This is a genomic window from Oceanicella sp. (assembly GCF_056449545.1).
This window is the reverse complement of sequence record NZ_JBWOMN010000067.1, coordinates 1-16117: the sequence shown is the minus strand read 5'-3', so window position 1 is coordinate 16117 and position 16117 is coordinate 1. Positions and strand designations below refer to the sequence as shown.

Here is a 16117-nt window from a genome sequence, read left to right as displayed (position 1 = left end):
GCGGGGGCGCGTTGGCGCGGGTGGCGCGGGTGGCGCGGGTGGCGCGCGCCGCCCCGAACCCGAGAAACCGATCCACTTTCGACTGATCGGCCAGATCGGCGCGCGACAGTTCGCCGACGATCCGGCCCCGCTCCAGCACCAGCACCCGGTCCGACAGGTCGGAGATGAAATCGAAATTCTGCTCCACCAGCAGGATCGACAGCCCGCGTTCGTCGCGCAGCTTCAGCAGGGTTTCGGACATCTCCTCGATGATCGAGGGCTGGATGCCTTCGGTGGGCTCGTCCAGCAGCAGGAAATCCGGATCCCCCATCAGGCAGCGCGCCAGCGCCAGCAATTGCTGCTCGCCCCCCGACAGCGCCCCGCCCGCGCGATCGAGCAAGCGGTCGAGACGCGGAAAATCGCCCAGCGTCGCGGCGATGGTCTCGGCCTCGTCGCCCTGCCCCTGGTCGCGCCAGGCGAAGCGCAGATTGTCGCGCACGCTCAGCTGCGGGAATATCCCGCGCCCCTGCGGCACGTAGCCGATCCCGAGCCCGGCGCGCTGGTTGGGCGGCAGATGGGTGATCTCGGTCCCGAAAAACCGCATGGCCCCGGCGCGGGCGGGCAGGAAACCCATGAGCGTCTTCAGCAGCGTCGACTTGCCCATGCCGTTATGGCCGAGAACGCCGACCACCTCGTTCTCGCGCACCGCGAATTCGACCCCATGCAGCACCGGCGCCCGCCCGTAGCCGCCGGACAGGCCCTTCACGTCAAGGCATATGGCGTCGTCGTCGGTCATGTCAGGCGTTCTTTCCAAGATAGACGTTGCGCACCGTCGAATCCGACATCACCCGGTCGACGTGATCCTCCATCAGCACCGCGCCCTGATGGAAAACGGTGACGGTGGAGGCGATGGCGCGGATGAACTGCATGTCATGCTCGACGATCACCACCGCCGCGCTGCGGGTCATGTCGCGGATCACCCCGGTCATGCGCTCCACGTCCTCGCCCGACAGCCCGGCCGCCGGTTCGTCGAGCAGGACAAGCCACGGATCGCCGGCGATCACCGTTCCCAGCTCCACCCGCTGGCGCTCGCCATGGGCCAGGCGGCCCAGTTCGGCGCGCGCGACGGGGCCCAGCGCCAGGCGCTCGATCACCTCGTCGGCCTTGCGGGCCGCGTCGGGCGCCGGCAGGAAGCGGCGCGCCGCCAGCCAGATGTTTTCGCGCACGCTCAGCGCGTCCAGCACGCTGGGCACCTGCATCTTGACGCCGACGCCGAGCGACGCGATCTGGTGCGGGGCCCAGCCGGTGACCTCCTCGCCGCGCATGTAGACATGGCCGGCGCTGGGCGTGAGCAGCCCGGTCACGCATTTGAAGAACGTGCTCTTGCCGGCGCCGTTGGGGCCGATCAGGCAGCGCAATTCGCGCGCCTTCAACTTGAAATCCACGTTGTCCGCGGCGGTGACCCCGCCAAAGCGCATGGTCAGAGCGCTGGTTTCCAGAACCGTTTCAGCCATGGGCCCGCCCCCCATCGTCACGCCCCCCAACGCCACGCCCCCTGTTGCGCCGCGCCCGGCGGGCGTGATGCCTGCGCCGCGGCGCCCGGCGCACCGACAGCCGCCACAGATCGGCGATGGCGGGCGCGACGCCGCGCGGCAGGAACAGCACGAACAGCACCAGGATCAGCCCGGTTATCAGGGTGTTGTCGATGGCCGATTGCTGGCCCAGCAGGAATTTCATGTAGGCCAGTCCGGCGGCGCCGAACATCGGCCCGATGCGCGTGCCCAGCCCGCCGACGATGCACCAGATGATGATCTCCGCCGACTGGCCGAGGCTGAACAGCCCCGGGGTGACGATCTCGCCCCAATTGGCGAACAGCGCCCCGGCCAGCCCGGCGATGGCCGCGCCGATGGCGAACAGCGCGGTCTTGCGGGCGCGCACGTCATAGCCCATCAGCGACATGCGCTGTTCGTTTTCGCGGATGCCCACGGCGATGCGCCCGAAGCTGGAGCGCAGCAGCGCGTTCACCAGCAGGAACACGATGACCAGCGCCGCGGCGCAGACATAGAAGAAGGCGTCGCCCCAGATGTAATCGTCCGGGCGCCCCGGCACGTTCAGGGTCTGGAACCCGGGGATGCCGTTGTAGCCGCCGAGCCGCGCCTTGCCGATCGCGTAGGCCGGGCCGGCGGTGGAGTTGACGAACTTGAACAGGATCAGCGTGACCACCAGCGTGATCACCCCCAGATACACGTCCGCCAGCCGCCCGTAGAACATGAACGCGCCCAGCAGCGCCGCGAACAGCGTCGGGACCAGCACCGCGATCAGCATGGGCGCGGTGCTTTCGCCGAAATTGATCGCGGCGATGGCGTAGGCGTAGGCCCCGAGCCCGAAAAACGCCGCCTGCCCGAAGCACAGGATGCCGCCAAAGCCCCAGATCAGCCCGAGGCTGAGCCCGAGCATGGCGTAGATCACCAGCACCGACAGCGTGAACGCGGACACGAAGGCCGGCGCGATCCAGGCGATCGCGCCGGCGATCAGGATCGCCGCCGCCGCCTCCTTCATCGACGACGCGTTCACAGCCGCCCCCGGAAGAACCGCCCCGTGACCCCCTGCGGCAGCACCCGCAGCAGCGCCACGGCGGCGACCAGCAGCGCCACCTCGCCCATCACCGGCGAGACCGCGAAGGTGAAGATCTGGTTGACCAGCCCGAACAGCCCGGCGCCGCTCGCCAGCCCGGCGATCAGCGACGGCCCGCCGGCGATCACGGTGATGAAGGCCTTGGCGATGTAGGCCCCGCCCGAGGTCGGCGCCAGCCCCACCAGCGGCGCCAGCACCGCCCCCGCCAGCCCCGACAGCGCCGAGCCCGCGAAGAAGGTCGCCATGTAGATGCGCTCGGGGCTGTAGCCGAGCGCCGCCGCCATGTCCGCGTCCTGCATGGCGCCGCGCGCCACCAGCCCCAGCCGCGTGCCCTTCAGCGCCGCGAACATGGCGATCAGCAGCGCGGCCGACACCAGGATGATGAAGAAATTGTAGCCGTTGATCTGATAATCGCCGAGCGCAAAGCCCGGGATCGGCGTGGACACGCCGGTGGTGGTGTTGCCGAAGATCATCGTCGCCATGCCGATGAAGAACAGGCTCAGCCCCCAGGTCGCCAGCATGGTGTCCACCAGCCGCCCGTAAAGCCGCCGGATCACCAGCCTTTCCACCACCAGGCCGATCAGCCCGACGATCAACGGCGCCACGATCAGCATGGCGACGAACACGTTCACCCCCAGTTTCACCGCGGTGATGGTGGCGTAGCCGCCCATCATCATGAATTCGCCATGGGCGAGGTTGATCACCTTCATCATCCCGAACACCACCGCAAGCCCGGCGCTGATCAGCACCAGCGCGGCGATGGCGTAGACGATTTCGACGGCGACGACGGCGGCGTAGTCCATGGGCTCTGTCAATCCGGATGCGGCGCCCGGCGGCGCGGACGGGTCAGTCCGGGGCGGCGCGTTCGCCGCCCCGGCGCGGGTCGCGCGAGGCTAGATGTCGATCTCGTACTGGGTGTTGTCGTCGGGGTTGGCCTGCAGATCGCACACCGCCTGCGTGTCGATGGGGGCGCGCTGGGGCAGGGTCTCCAGCACCTTCATGGTCTGGTTCTCCAGTTCCATGACATGCACGTCCAGCGTGGCGTGGTGGGTCTTGGGATCCACCGTGATCCGCCCGCTCGGCCCGGTGATGGACAGCCCGGTCTCCAGCGCCGCGATCACCTCGTCGCGCTTGACCGAGCCGGCCTTGCGCACCGCCTCGGCCCACATCATCACGCCCATGTAGTTGGATACGGCGGTTTCATGGATGGTCGAGGCGTCGCCATACGCGTCGCTCCAGGCTTGCTTGAAGGCGATGTTCTCGGGCGTGTCGAGCTGCTGGGAATAGTTGTAGGCAACCATGATGCCGTCGCCCTCCGCGGGGGTCAGCACCATCTGTTCGTTGCCCACGCCCAGCGTGGTCGAGGCCAGCGGGATCCGGCTTTTCATCCCCGCCGCCGCCCATTGCCGGAAGAACGACAGATGCGCGCCGCCCACCAGCGGCGCGACGATCAGATCCGGGCCCACCGACTGGATCCTGGCGATGGTCGAGCCGAAATCCGACACGTCGAGCGGGAAGAAATCCAGCCCCACCACCTCGCCGCCATTGTCGCCGACGTATTTGCGGATCCATTTGGCGGTGATCTGGCCGTAATTGTAATCCGCCGCCAGAATGTAGACCTTCTTGCCCGAACGGCCCATGGCATGCGGGATCAGCACCTCCACCTGCTGGGCCGGGGTGACGCCGTTGATGAAGATGTTGCGGTCGCAAACCCCGCCCTCATACAGGATGTTGTAGAAATACAGGGTCCTGGTCTTGCGCATGGTCTGGCGGATCGCCTCGCGCGAGGCCGACAGGATGCCGCCATGCACCACGTCCACCCGGTCCTGGCGCGTCAGCTGCTGGCCGTATTGCGAATACAGCGCCATGTCGGACTGGGTGTCGTAGCCGATATGCTCCACCCGGCGCCCGTTCAGCCCGCCGCCGGCGTTGATCCGGTCGATCGCCAGCCGGATCGCCATGTCGATCGGCTTGCCGTAGGCGTCGAAGATGCCGGACAGGTCGAACACCGTGCCGAGCTTGATCTTTTCGGCGGCCATGGCCGCGCGCGGCAGCGCCGAGGCCGCGGCGAGCGCGGCGCCCGCGGCGATGAAATCCCGTCTGGTCTGCGTCATTCTTTCTCTCCTGTCGGTTTGGTGGCGTCGGCGGATTTCGATTTGATGCGGTTGGCGTAATCCGCGGTGCGTCCGGCGATGGCGGGGTCGAAATCCACTCCGATCTCCTCGCCCATCCGCTTCATCGCCGGCAGGCGCACGGCCATGCCGAGGATCTGCTCCATGGCCGCCCCGAAGGCGCCGTCCACGCCCTCGGCCGGGGCGCCGCCGGTCCCCAGCCCGCCGATCTGGTTGATGCGGATCGAGTCGATCTTTTCGACCGGCTTCATCATCTGGGTCATGATCTCGGGCAGACGGTCGAGCTTGCGCTGTTCCAGCTTCATGGCGATCACCGCGTCGCTCATGGCGTTTTCGGCGGCGATCAGCGCGGCGCGGCCCCTGGCCTCGGATTCGGCGCGCAGGGTTTCGGCGCTGGCCGCGGATTCGGCGTCCAGCAGGCGGGTCTTGGCCTGCTGCGCGGCCCGCGCGGCCTCCACCGCGGCGTCCTTCCTGGCGTTGAGCAGGGCGATTTCGCTGTCCCGCGCGGCGGCGGCGCGCGCCTTGTCGGTCTGCACCGATTCCGCCGCCAGGATCACCTTGGCGCGCGCCGATTCCTCGGCCGCCCTGGCCTCGGATTCCGCCAGGCGCCTTTCGGACAGGCGCACGGCGTTCTGGATCTTCTCCTCCTCCAGCTCGCGGATCGCGGTCATCTCCAGCTTGCGCAGGGCCTCGTCATGGGCGATCCGCAGGGCTTTCAGCCCCCTGTCCTTTTCCAGCTCGGCGGCCTCGGCGACGCGGGAGGCGGCGGCCTTCTTCTCCACCGACAGGGCGTCGGCCTCGGCTTCGAGGCGGATGAGATGCGCGCGCTGCGCGATCTCGGCCTCGCGCTCGGCGCGCTCGATGTCGAGCCGGCGCTCCGCCTGCGCCAGCCGGCTTTCGCGGATGGCGATGTCGGCCTCGGTCTCGATGCGGATGCGGTCCTTGCGGTTCTCGGCCACCAGACCGGCGAGCTTGCGCATGCCCTCGGCGTTGAAGGCGTTGGTCTCGTCCCCGGCGCCGAAGACCCCCTGATCCACATGCACCAGCGCCACCGCCACCAGGCTGAGCCCGAGGCTTTCCAGATGCGGGCGCACGTCGCCCGCCACCTGCGCCGAGAACCCGGCGCGGTCGCGGTGGATGTCATCAAGGCTGCGCATCGCGGCGGCGTTCTGCATGGCGTCGACGAACTTGCCGTGCAGCAATTCGGCCACCGCCTCGCCGTCGCGCGCGATCCGCTGGCCGAGCGACTGCGCCGCGGCGGCGACCCCGGCCTCGGTGGGCGTGACCCGGTATTCGAATTCCATCTGGATATCCGCCGGCAGCCGGTCGCCGGTCAGCAGCGGTCGCGCGCCGTCGCGGGTCAGCCGCGACACGATGGCCCCCATGGAGACCTTCTGCACCTGATGCAGGATCGGCAGCGCGACGCAGCCGCCGTCAACCACCACCCGGCGCCCGCCGAAGCCCGTGCGCACCAGCGCCGTCTGGCGCGTGGCCTTGGCGAAGAATCGCTGCATGAACCAGATCAGGATGGCCAATGCGATGGCGAGAAAAACGATCAACAACGTCCAGACCACGAGACCCTCCTGCCGCCGCGAACGGGCCCGGCGTCAGCCGCCGACCGCCCACGATTGGTCGATGGGTCTCAGGGTAGGGAGAAATTCATTTCCATTTCAAGTAAATTATTTCCAATTCAAATAATTCTTATATCCATATGTTTTTAAAGCAAAATTTCTATATCATCGAACAAAACGCCGTTGGCTCTCGCCAGATAGATCGGCGCGCCATTGGCGGAATTGGAGCAGTAATGCGCGCGTCGGACGCTGTTGTACACGATCGGATTCGCCGCTGAAAACGGCCTGTGGCGCCAGTCCGCCCCGGCGTCGCCGATCAGGCTGGACAGGAATTGCAGCCCCTCGTAGGTCGATTGCCCGAGCGCGTTCAGCACCGGCGCCCGGTCGCCGTGAAACCCGTGGTATTTTTCGCGGAAGGCGGCGTTTTCCGGCGTGTTCACGGCGGCGAAATACGAAGCCGAGGAAAACAGCCGCTTCAGGTTCTCGGCGCCGCTGGCCAGCAGCGCGTTTTCCTCGATGGCGCAGGACAGGCGGATCATCTGCCGGTCCAGACCGGCGGCCCCGAACAACCGGTTGAAATCCACCGCGTCCTGCCCCACCAGCGACATCAACGCCGCATCGGCGCCGGACTCGGCGATGCGCTCGATCTGGCCGGCGAGGTCGGCGCCGCCGAAGGGCAGGTATTTCTCGTAAACCAGTTCGGCGCCCATGTCGCGCAGCTTTGACTTCGCATAGCCGTTCGAGGCGCGCGGCCAGACGTAGTCATTGCCGATCAGCGCCCATTTGCGCAGCTTGTAGCGCCGTTGCAGATGCGCCATCGCCGGGCCCAGCTGCTGGGGCGGGGTGTCGCCGATGGTGAACACCCCCGGCGTGCATTCGCCGCCCTCGTAGAGCGGCGTGTAGACATAGGGCACCCGGCTGTTGACGATCTTGATCAGCCGCTGGCGGATGGCGCTGATATGCATGCCGACGATGGCGTCGATGGAGCCGGTCTCGATCAGCGCGTTGACCAGGTCTTCGACCGGAGTCTGCGCTTCCAGCGCCGAATCGATCATGATCAACTGCACCTGCCGCCCGCCGATGCCCCTGGCGCGGTTCAGTTCGTTGACGGCGACCTGGGCGCTGGAGATGCAGGACGGCGCCCACAGCCCCGCCGAACCGCACATGGGGATCAGCAGGGCGACGCGGAACGCCTGGGCGACCCCGAGCAGGCGATCGCCGCCCGCCGCCGCATCGACCAGCGCCGCCGGGCCCATCCCCGCGCCAGGCCAGTCGGCCAGTTCCGCATTCATGTTCACCCCCGCGCCCCCCTTTGTCGCGGGCAGGCTACAGGAATTGATTTTACTTTCCAAGTAAACTAATTATCTGGTCAGAGCACCGACGCGGGCGTCCATATGAACGAGCATTCCATGCACATTGGCGATTATCTGTCCTATTCACTCGCCGCGGCGCACCGCAACGTGCACCAGACCCTGAACGCCAAGCTCAAGGAACTGGGCATCCAGGTGGAGGCGTGGCGCATCATGGAGGTGCTCTGCGCCGAGGAAGACCACACCATGGGCGAGCTTGCCGGGATCGTCCTGATGAACCCGCCGACCCTGACCAAGCTGGTGGACCGCATGGTGTCCGACGGGCTGGTGCATCGTCAGGTCTCGCCCGTGGATCACCGCCGGGTGCAGTTGGCGCTGACCAGTCTGGGCCGCGAAAAGGTGGCGAAGCTGCGCGAATTCGCCACCGCCCAGAACGAGGAGCTGACCCGCAAGCTGGGCCATGAAAAGCTGCAAATGCTGACGGAGGCGCTGCGCTCCCTGAGCTGAAGCCGGGCCGGGCGACCCGCCGGCGGTCAGTGCACGGCGGCGCCGGGTTCGTCGTCGCGATCCATGATCAGCCCGTAATGGGGATCGGCGCGGGCGTCCTGCTCCACCAGCTTGGCGTAGCGCCCCAGCCGCGCGGCGCATTCCGGGCTCAGGCGGCGAAAGCGGATGGTCTTGCCCTCGCGTTCGTAGCGGGCGGCGAGCTTTTTCAGTTCCTCGACGCCGGAATGATCCCAGACCCGGCAATGATCGAAATCGGCGATCACCGCGTCCGGGTCGGTCTTGGGCTGGAACAGTTCGCGAAACGTCTCGGTCGAGGAAAACATCAGCGGCCCGTTCAGGTGATAGATCTTCAACGTGTTCGCGAGGTTGCGTTCGGTGCGCGCGGTCACCAGCCCGGCGATGCGCCAGGCATGGACCAGCGCCGACAGCACCACCCCCACCAGCACCGCGACCGCCAGATCCTGAAGCACCGTCACCACGGTCACCACCACGATGACGATGGCGTCGGACAGCGGGATGCGGTGCATGATCTGCAGGCTCGACCAGGCGAAGGTGCCGATCACCACCATGAACATCACCCCCACCAGCGCCGCCATGGGGATGCGTTCGATCACCGGGCCGAGAAACACGATGAACGCCAGCAGCATCACCGCCGCCACCACCCCGGACAGGCGGCGCCGGGCGCCTGACGAAATATTGATCATGCTCTGGCCGATCATGGCGCAGCCGCCCATGCCGCCGAAAAAGCCGGTGACGAGATTGGCGCCGCCCTGGGCGATGCATTCCATGGAATTGCGGCCGCGGGTCTCGGTGATCTCGTCGATCAGCTGCAGGGTCAGCAGGCTCTCGATCAACCCGATCCCGGCGAGGATGAAGGCGTAGGGGGCGACGATTTGCAGAGTTTCCAGGTTCAGCGGCACCATGGGGACGTGAAATTCCGGCAACCCGCCGGAGATCGACGCCATGTCGCCCACCGACCGGGTGTCGAGCCCGAACCCCCAGACCAGCGCGAACACCACCGCGATCGCCGCGAGGCTCGACGGCACGGCCTTGGTCAGCTTGGGCAGGAAATGGATGATCGCCATGGCCAGCCCCGCAAGGCCGAGCATCAGCCATAGCGGCTCGCCGGTGAGCCAGGTCCTGTCGCCGTCGGGGCCGATGGTGCGGAATTGCTCAAGCTGCGCCATGCCGATGACGATCGCCAGCCCGTTGACGAAGCCGAGCATCACCGGATGCGGCACGATGCGGATGAATTTCCCCAGCTTCAGCACGCCCGCGGCGATCTGGATCAGGCCCATCAGCACCACGGCGGCGAACAGGTATTCGACGCCGTGCTGGACCACCAGGCTGACCATCACCACCGCCAGCGCCCCCGTGGCCCCGGAAATCATCCCCGGGCGGCCGCCGAACAGCGCGGTGATCAGCCCGACGAAGAACGCGGCGTACAACCCCACCAGCGGGTTCACCTGCGCCACCAGCGCGAAGGCCACCGCCTCGGGCACCAGCGCCAGCGCCACGGTGAGGCCGGACAGGATCTCGGTCCTGGCCTCGGCGGGGGTGATGGCGGCGCCGGCAAGCGGGCGGATCAGCGAATGAACGCGCTGGGCAAGCGAAAGGGATGTCATGGCGGCGTGTCTCTGGCAATGCGTCGCCGCCGAAACGGCGGCGCGGCGCCTGCCGGAAGGGCGGCGCGAGGGGTGATCTGAAACCGGATCGGGGTCAAGTTCGCTGCATCGCAGCATTTCACTAGTGTATATATGTAAGCGTTTCTGACTTGTGAAGCGGTGAAATCATTGCTGGGCGCATGGGTCGCAAGCGCGCGGGCGTCGCCGGGCGGCCCGTTGCGCCTTGCCAGCGCTGGGGTTCGGGGCTAGTTTCGCGCCTCTTGCGGGACCCCGGCGCCCTGCAAGGGCGCTTGCGACGGCGCCGCGGCCGCGGCGCCGCCAGCCGATCCGTCCCCGACGCCGCCTGTTGTCCGGGACCCCTGAAAGAGAATGACGGAGCGCGCGCCATGTTCAAAGGTTCCATCCCCGCCCTCATCACCCCGATGAGCAACGGCAAAGTGGACGAGGACGCGCTGAGGAAACTGGTGGACTGGCAGGTGGCCGAGGGCAGCGACGGCATCGTCGCCGTGGGCACCACCGGCGAAAGCCCGACGCTCAGCCACCAGGAGCACCGCCGCTGCATCGAGATCATCGTCGAGACCGTCGCCGGGCGGGTTCCGGTGATCGCCGGCGCCGGGTCCAACAACACCGCCGAATCCATCGGCCTGATGCAGTTCGCGCAAGCCGTGGGCGCCGACGGCGCGCTGGTGGTGACGCCCTATTACAACAAGCCCAGCCAGCGCGGGCTCTACGCGCATTTCAAGGCGCTGAACGACTGCGCCGACCTGCCGATCATCATCTACAACATCCCCGGCCGCTCGGTGATCGACATGACGCCGGAAACCATGGGCGAACTGGCGAAGCTGCCGCGCATCGTCGGGGTGAAGGACGCCACCGGCGACGTGTCGCGGGCGTCGCTGCAGCGCCAGACCTGCGGACCGGATTTCATCCAGCTCACCGGCGAGGACGCCTCGGCGCTGGGCTTTCACGCCCATGGCGGCGTCGGCTGCATCTCGGTGACCGCGAATGTGGCGCCGCGGCTTTGCGCGGCATTCCAGAAAGCCTGCGCCGCGAAGGATTACGCCGCCGCGCTGACCTTTCAGGACCGGCTGATGCCGCTGCACACGGCGCTGTTCCGCGAGCCCAACCCGTGCCCGAGCAAATACGCGCTGTCGCTGCTGGGGCGGTGCTCGGAGGAGGTCCGATCGCCCATGGTGACGCTGAGCGACGACACCAGGGCGGAGGTGCGCGCGGCGATGGTCCATGCCGGCCTGCTGAACGGTTGAGGCCATGGCCCCCAGGAAGCAGAACCCCAATGTCAGGGTCGCGGCGGAGAACCGGAAGGCCCGCCACAACTATTTCATCGAGGATGAGCTCGAATGCGGGATCATGCTCGTGGGCTCGGAGGTCAAGTCCCTGCGCGAGGGCCGCGCCAACATCGCCGAGGCCTACGCCAATGTCGAAGGCGGCGAACTGTGGCTGATCAACGCCCATATCCCCGCCTATGACCGGGCCCGCACCTTCGGCCATGAAGAACGCCGCCGCCGCAAGCTGCTGGTGCATCAGCGCCAGCTGGCCAAGCTGTGGCAGGGGATCGGGCGCGAAGGCATGACCCTGGTGCCGCTGAAGCTCTATTTCAACGAGAAGGGCGTCGCCAAGCTGACGATCGGTCTGGCCAAGGGCAAGAAGATGTCCGACAAGCGCGAAACCGAAAAGAAGCGCGACTGGGCGCGGGAAAAAAGCCGCCTGATGCGCGAGAAAGGCTGACCCGAAGGCCGATCCGGGGCCAATGGCGTATCGGGATCCGCCCTGCGCGAACTGCAATGCCGGCGCGGGGCGGATCCCGCTGCGCCGTTCGCCGCCCGATCGCGCTATTGGTCAGGGAGGCGGTGGTCAGGGAGAGTGAAGATGACCGGCAACCCGCAAGGCGCTTGGGCGCCGCCCTCCGACGCGGCGCTGCGCGCGGCGCTGGAACGCACCTGGCCGCCGGCGGCGATCGACGACGCGACCGCCCCCGGCTGGCGGCTGCGCGACGGCGCCGGCGGCGGCAGCCGGGTCAGCGCCGCGACGGCGCTGGGACCGGGCGGCGCGATCGAAACCGCCGAGGCGGCGATGCGCGCCCGCGGCCAGCGCCCGCTGTTCAGGCTCTCGACGGAGGAGAAAACGCTGGACGCGGCGCTGGCGGCGCGGGGCCATGCGCTGCTTGATCCGACGATGCGCTATGTCGGCGACGCCCGCCGGCTTGCGGCCGGGCGACCGCCCGAGGGGGTGCGCATCGTCGAACTGCGCACCCGGCTGGCGCTGATCGACGAGATCTGGGACGCGGGCGGCATCGACGCCGCGCGCCGGGCGGTGATGGCCCGCGCGCGCGATCCCAAGGCGGTGCTGATGGCGCGCAGCGACATGGCGGTGGCCGGCTGCGCCTTCGTGGCGCTGGACGGTGACGTGGCGATGATCCACGCCATCGAGGTGCCGCAGGATCAGCGCCGCAAGGGCGCCGGCGCGGCGCTGGTCGCGGGCGCCGCCGGTTTCGCGCTGGAGCGCGGCGCGCGGACGCTGGCGCTCGCCGTCACCCGGGCCAACGATCCGGCCCGTGCGCTCTATGCGCGCATGGGCATGGTCGAGGCCGGGGGCTACCACTATCGCATCGCGCCCGCGTGAACGGGCGTCCTACTGGCTGCCGGGGAGGATCCAATGGCCAATGACGACATCGCGCAGACCGTGAAGGCGGCGCTGGAAACCAAGGTCACCGCGCTGGATCTGCCGGCGGTCGATCCGCTGCCCGCGGACACGGAGAAATATTTCCGCATCTGTCAGGAAAAGCTTGGCCTGGTGCCCAACGTGCTGCTGTCCTACGCTTTCGCGCCGGAAAAGCTGCGGGCGTTCTCGGCCATGTACAACGACCTGATGCTGGGCGACAGCGGGCTCGACAAGCTGGAGCGCGAGATGATCGCCGTCGCCGTGTCCTCGGTGAACAAGTGCTTCTACTGCCTCACCGCCCATGGCGCGGCGGTGCGGGCGCTGTCGGGCGATCCGAAGCTGGGCGAGGCGCTGGCGATGAACTATCGCGCCGCCGACCTGTCGGCGCGCCATCGCGCCATGCTTGATTTCGCGGTGCTGATGACCGAGGCGAGCCACACGATCGAAGAAGACGACCGCCAGTCGCTGCGCGACGCCGGGTTCTCGGACCGCGACATCTTCGACATCGCGGCGGTGGCCTCGTTCTACAACATGACCAACCGCATGGCCTCGGCGATCGACATGCGCCCCAATGACGACTACCACGCCATGGCGCGCTGACGCCGCCCGGCCCGCGCGCCCAGCCGCCAGCCCATGAAAAAGCCCCGCCCGGATCGCTCCGGGCGGGGCTTCTGGTTGGCGCGGGCGGCGCCGGTCAGTGCAGCTTGGCCGCGACCTCGCCGATCGAATCGTCGATCATTCTGGCGCCGTCGGCCGCGGACATGTTCTTGGCCATCATGTCGGCGGCGACGCTCACCGCCACGGTGACCGCCCGGTCCCGCACCGCCTTCAGCGCCGCGGCCTCGGCGGAGGCGATCTGCTCCTCGGCCGCCTTCAGGCGGCGCGCGACGCTGTCCTTGATCGAGGCGCGGGCCTCGACGGCGGCGTCCTCGGCTTCGGTGCGGGCATGGGCGATGATGTCGGCCACCTGCTCCTCGGCCTCCTTCTGCTTGCGCTCGTAGGAGGCCAGCAGGCTCTGGGCCTCCTCGCGCAGGCGGCGGGCCTCGTCGAGTTCGGCGCGGATGGTGTCGGCGCGCTTGTCGAGCAGCCCCAGCACCAGGCCGGGCACCTTGTATTTGAACAGGACCCCGATGAACAGGATGAAGGCGAGGCCGACGACGAACGTGCTGTTGTGGAAGATGTCCATGGTCTCAGCCCCTCAGCTTGGCCGCGACGGCGGCTTTGACGGCGTCCGCATCCGCGGCGGCGGGCAGGATGGAGGCGATCACCGCCTGGGCGGTTTCGGCGCCGACCTGCTCGACCGCTTCCAGCGCCGAGGCGCGGATTTCGGCGATGCGGGCCTCGCTCTCGGCGCTGCGCGCCGCGATCTCGGCGAAGGCCTTTTCGGTTGCGGCGTCGAGGTCCTTCTGGATTTCGACGCGGGCCTTGGCGACGATCTCCTGCGCCCGGGCGCGGGCGGCGGCGAGCGTGTCGTCATAGGCCTTCTCGGCCTCCTCCGCCTTGCGCTTGAATTCGGTGGCGCGGTCCAGATCATCCTCGATGGCGTCGTGGCGCTCCTCGATCAGGCCGCTGATATTGGGCAGCACCACCCGCGAGAAGATGAAGTAGAGCGCCACCAGCGTGACCACCAGCCAGAAGATCTGGGAAGGATAGGCGTCAACGGCAAGCTGGGGCAGACCCACGGCGCCGGCTTCGCCGCCGGTCTCGGGGTTTATCGGGTGCTCACCGGCCTGGGCGATTCCAAAGAACAGACCCATGGGGCTCTCCAGTTCGTCATGCGCCGCGCGGGCGCGGCTTGATTGCGGCGCCCGATCAGGCGCCGCCAGGGCGCGCCGGGACCGTCGATGCCGGTCGCTTCGGCCCGCCCGACGCCGCCGGTCCGCCGGACGGCGCCGCGATGGGCGAGGCCGCGCGGATCGCCGTCATGCGGGATGAGCCGGGCGGGCGGCGCGAGGGCCGCCCGCCCGGGATCGATCGGATCAGACCGCGAACAGCAGCAGCGCGGCGATCAGGAAGCCGAAGATGCCCATGGCTTCCGAGAACGCGATGCCGATATACATCGTCGCGGTCTGCGCCGGCGCGGCGGCCGGGTTGCGCATGGCGCCCGTCAGGAAACTGCCGACGACGTTGCCCACGCCGACGCCAGCGCCGGCCATTGCGGTGCAGGCGAGACCGGCGCCGATGTATTTGCCCAGCAGGGCCGCAGCTTCAGCTTCCATGTCGATACTCCTCGTGATCAGCTGATTTCGATGTGTCGTGTCAGATCGGGGAGGCGGGATCAACCCGCCGGTCCGAATTAGGTTGGGGGCGCGTCGCGCCTCAGTGCATGTGCAGCGCGTCGTTGAGATAGACGCAGGTGAGGATCGCGAAGATGTAGGCCTGCACGCAGGCGACCAGCAGCTCCAGCGCCGTGAAGCCGACCATGGCGCCCAGCGGCACCACGCCGAACACCCCCATCACCGGCACGAAGGCGGCGAACACCTTCAGCACCGCATGCCCGGCCATCATGTTGCCGGCAAGTCGGATGGAATGGCTGAGCGGGCGCACGAAATACGAGATCAGTTCGATCACGAACAGCGCGCAGCGCAGCACCAGCGTCGGGGCGCTCGACACCCAGAACAGCGAGAAGAACCCCAGCCCGTGGCGGATGAAGCCGATCGCGGTCACGGTCAGGAACACCGCCACGGCCATGAAGCCGGTGACGGCGATGTGGCTGGTGGTGGTGAACGATCCCGGGACCAGCCCGACCACGTTGGAGATCAGGATGAAGATGAACAGCGTGAAGATGTAGGGGAAATACGGGCGCCCGTCCGGCCCCAGCGTGTCGTCGACCATCTTGCGGATGAACCCGTAGATCAGTTCGGCGACGGTCTGCATGCGGGTGGGCACCAGCGTGCCGTTGCGCGTGGGCAGGACCAGCGCAAGCACCGCGATCAGCACCGCGATCGCCATCCACAGGGTCGAATTGGTGACCGTGAACAGGCTCAGCCCCTCATCGCCGAACAGCGGCTTGATGATGAACTGATTCATCGGGTGGACGGCGATGCCGCCCTCGGATGCCTCATGTGACGCCAATTTAACGTCCCTCGTTCTGGGGCGCCGCGGCGCCTTTGTCCCCGCCCGCGGCGCTTGCCGTTCGGGCCTTGTCCTGCTGGTCCTGCCTGGCGGTCTGCAGCATGAGCCGCACGCCGGCGCCGAACCCCATCAGCGTCATCAGGATGAAGAACACCGGCATCGTGCCGAACAGGCTGTCAAGCCCCCATCCCATCCCCGCCCCGACCGCGATTCCCGCGATCAGTTCGATCGTCAGCCGCCAGGCGAGCTCCGCTCCGGCGAATTTTCCGCCGCGCGGCGCCTGCGGCGCCGGCGCCCGGCGCCGCCGGGTTTCGGCCAGCTTCGCGTCGAGCCGTTTCATGCGATCGGACGGCGTGTCGGGCTCCGACATGTCCCCTCCATCGCGGGCGCTGATCCTTCAGTCGTTGGCGCGCACACTATGAGCGGGGGCAAGGTGTGTCAAGCAGCTCTGTGTCCCCCTGAAACTTGTTCAAGTCGTTGTAATAAAAAGATAAAAATAATCATGCGACCGGACGGCGCAGCCTTGGCGGCGCCCGGCCCGCCGCGGCCCGGCGGATTCGCGCCCGCCGCGCCGCCGGTCAGCCCCGGACCGGCGGCCCGCGGCG

At 67.9% G+C, this 16117-nt stretch carries 18 protein-coding genes; 5 read left to right on the top strand and 13 right to left on the bottom strand.

Annotated elements, in window-relative coordinates; genetic code table 11:
* The 7 genes from AC1HC7_RS09480 to AC1HC7_RS09450 form a co-directional block, all read right to left on the bottom strand.
* Positions 1-775 (bottom strand): ABC transporter ATP-binding protein (locus tag AC1HC7_RS09480; protein WP_479498963.1); only part of this gene is annotated, 775 nt, incomplete at its 3' end.
* 1 nt (position 776) lies between these two features.
* Positions 777-1493 carry an ABC transporter ATP-binding protein gene (locus AC1HC7_RS09475; protein ID WP_479495587.1) on the bottom strand — a complete coding sequence of 239 codons (717 nt, stop codon included), beginning with the start codon at positions 1491-1493 and terminating at the stop codon, positions 777-779.
* The gene (locus AC1HC7_RS09470; protein WP_479498962.1) at positions 1486-2553 is read right to left on the bottom strand and encodes a branched-chain amino acid ABC transporter permease; all 1068 of its coding nucleotides are present in this window, start codon (positions 2551-2553) and stop codon (positions 1486-1488) included. The genes AC1HC7_RS09475 and AC1HC7_RS09470 overlap by 8 nt, the downstream gene beginning before the upstream one ends.
* Positions 2550-3416: an ABC transporter permease subunit gene (locus AC1HC7_RS09465; protein ID WP_479495589.1), complete on the bottom strand. Its 867-nt coding sequence runs from the start codon at positions 3414-3416 to the stop codon at positions 2550-2552. Before AC1HC7_RS09465 ends, AC1HC7_RS09470 begins: the two co-directional genes overlap by 4 nt.
* A 90-nt stretch (positions 3417-3506) precedes the next feature.
* A complete protein-coding gene (locus AC1HC7_RS09460) occupies positions 3507-4727 on the bottom strand; it encodes an urea ABC transporter substrate-binding protein (RefSeq protein WP_479495590.1) in 1221 nt (406 codons plus the stop codon).
* Positions 4724-6319, bottom strand: a complete 1596-nt coding sequence (locus AC1HC7_RS09455; RefSeq protein ID WP_479495591.1) for a flotillin family protein — start codon at positions 6317-6319, stop codon at positions 4724-4726. Before AC1HC7_RS09455 ends, AC1HC7_RS09460 begins: the two co-directional genes overlap by 4 nt.
* 143 nt (positions 6320-6462) lie before the next feature.
* Positions 6463-7608: a substrate-binding domain-containing protein gene (locus tag AC1HC7_RS09450; RefSeq protein ID WP_479495624.1), complete on the bottom strand. Its 1146-nt coding sequence runs from the start codon at positions 7606-7608 to the stop codon at positions 6463-6465.
* Positions 7609-7725: 117 nt separating this feature from the next.
* Between AC1HC7_RS09450 and AC1HC7_RS09445 the strand changes: the two genes are divergently transcribed.
* Positions 7726-8133, top strand: coding sequence for a MarR family winged helix-turn-helix transcriptional regulator (locus AC1HC7_RS09445; protein WP_479495592.1), 408 nt, complete (start codon positions 7726-7728; stop codon positions 8131-8133).
* A gap of 26 nt (positions 8134-8159) precedes the next feature.
* Here the strand turns inward: AC1HC7_RS09445 and AC1HC7_RS09440 are convergent, their stop codons facing one another.
* A complete protein-coding gene (locus tag AC1HC7_RS09440; protein WP_479495593.1) occupies positions 8160-9758 on the bottom strand; it encodes a SulP family inorganic anion transporter in 1599 nt (532 codons plus the stop codon).
* A 386-nt stretch (positions 9759-10144) separates the two neighbouring features.
* Between AC1HC7_RS09440 and dapA the strand changes: the two genes are divergently transcribed.
* The 4 genes from dapA (at position 10145) to AC1HC7_RS09420 (ending at position 13037) form a co-directional block, all read left to right on the top strand.
* Positions 10145-11023: a 4-hydroxy-tetrahydrodipicolinate synthase gene (gene dapA / locus AC1HC7_RS09435; RefSeq protein WP_479495594.1), complete on the top strand. Its 879-nt coding sequence runs from the start codon at positions 10145-10147 to the stop codon at positions 11021-11023.
* 4 nt (positions 11024-11027) lie between these two features.
* The gene (smpB, locus tag AC1HC7_RS09430; RefSeq protein ID WP_479495595.1) at positions 11028-11504 is read left to right on the top strand and encodes an SsrA-binding protein SmpB; all 477 of its coding nucleotides are present in this window, start codon (positions 11028-11030) and stop codon (positions 11502-11504) included.
* Between the two features lie 141 nt (positions 11505-11645).
* Positions 11646-12398, top strand: coding sequence for a GNAT family N-acetyltransferase (locus AC1HC7_RS09425; protein WP_479498961.1), 753 nt, complete (start codon positions 11646-11648; stop codon positions 12396-12398).
* Positions 12399-12431: 33 nt separating this feature from the next.
* Positions 12432-13037: a peroxidase-related enzyme gene (locus AC1HC7_RS09420; RefSeq protein ID WP_479495597.1), complete on the top strand. Its 606-nt coding sequence runs from the start codon at positions 12432-12434 to the stop codon at positions 13035-13037.
* Positions 13038-13131: 94 nt separating this feature from the next.
* Here the strand turns inward: AC1HC7_RS09420 and AC1HC7_RS09415 are convergent, their stop codons facing one another.
* The 5 genes from AC1HC7_RS09415 to AC1HC7_RS09395 all read right to left on the bottom strand — a co-directional run bounded on the left by AC1HC7_RS09415 (position 13132) and on the right by AC1HC7_RS09395 (position 15882).
* Positions 13132-13623: a F0F1 ATP synthase subunit B family protein gene (locus AC1HC7_RS09415; RefSeq protein ID WP_479495598.1), complete on the bottom strand. Its 492-nt coding sequence runs from the start codon at positions 13621-13623 to the stop codon at positions 13132-13134.
* A gap of 4 nt (positions 13624-13627) precedes the next feature.
* Positions 13628-14194: a F0F1 ATP synthase subunit B' gene (locus tag AC1HC7_RS09410; RefSeq protein WP_479495599.1), complete on the bottom strand. Its 567-nt coding sequence runs from the start codon at positions 14192-14194 to the stop codon at positions 13628-13630.
* Between the two features lie 222 nt (positions 14195-14416).
* The gene (locus AC1HC7_RS09405; RefSeq protein WP_479495600.1) at positions 14417-14656 is read right to left on the bottom strand and encodes a F0F1 ATP synthase subunit C; all 240 of its coding nucleotides are present in this window, start codon (positions 14654-14656) and stop codon (positions 14417-14419) included.
* Between the two features lie 100 nt (positions 14657-14756).
* On the bottom strand, positions 14757-15467 hold the full coding sequence (locus tag AC1HC7_RS09400; RefSeq protein WP_479495625.1) for a F0F1 ATP synthase subunit A: 711 nt from the start codon (positions 15465-15467) through the stop codon (positions 14757-14759).
* Positions 15468-15513: 46 nt separating this feature from the next.
* Positions 15514-15882, bottom strand: coding sequence for an AtpZ/AtpI family protein (locus AC1HC7_RS09395; protein WP_479495601.1), 369 nt, complete (start codon positions 15880-15882; stop codon positions 15514-15516).
* Positions 15883-16117: the final 235 nt, after the last annotated feature.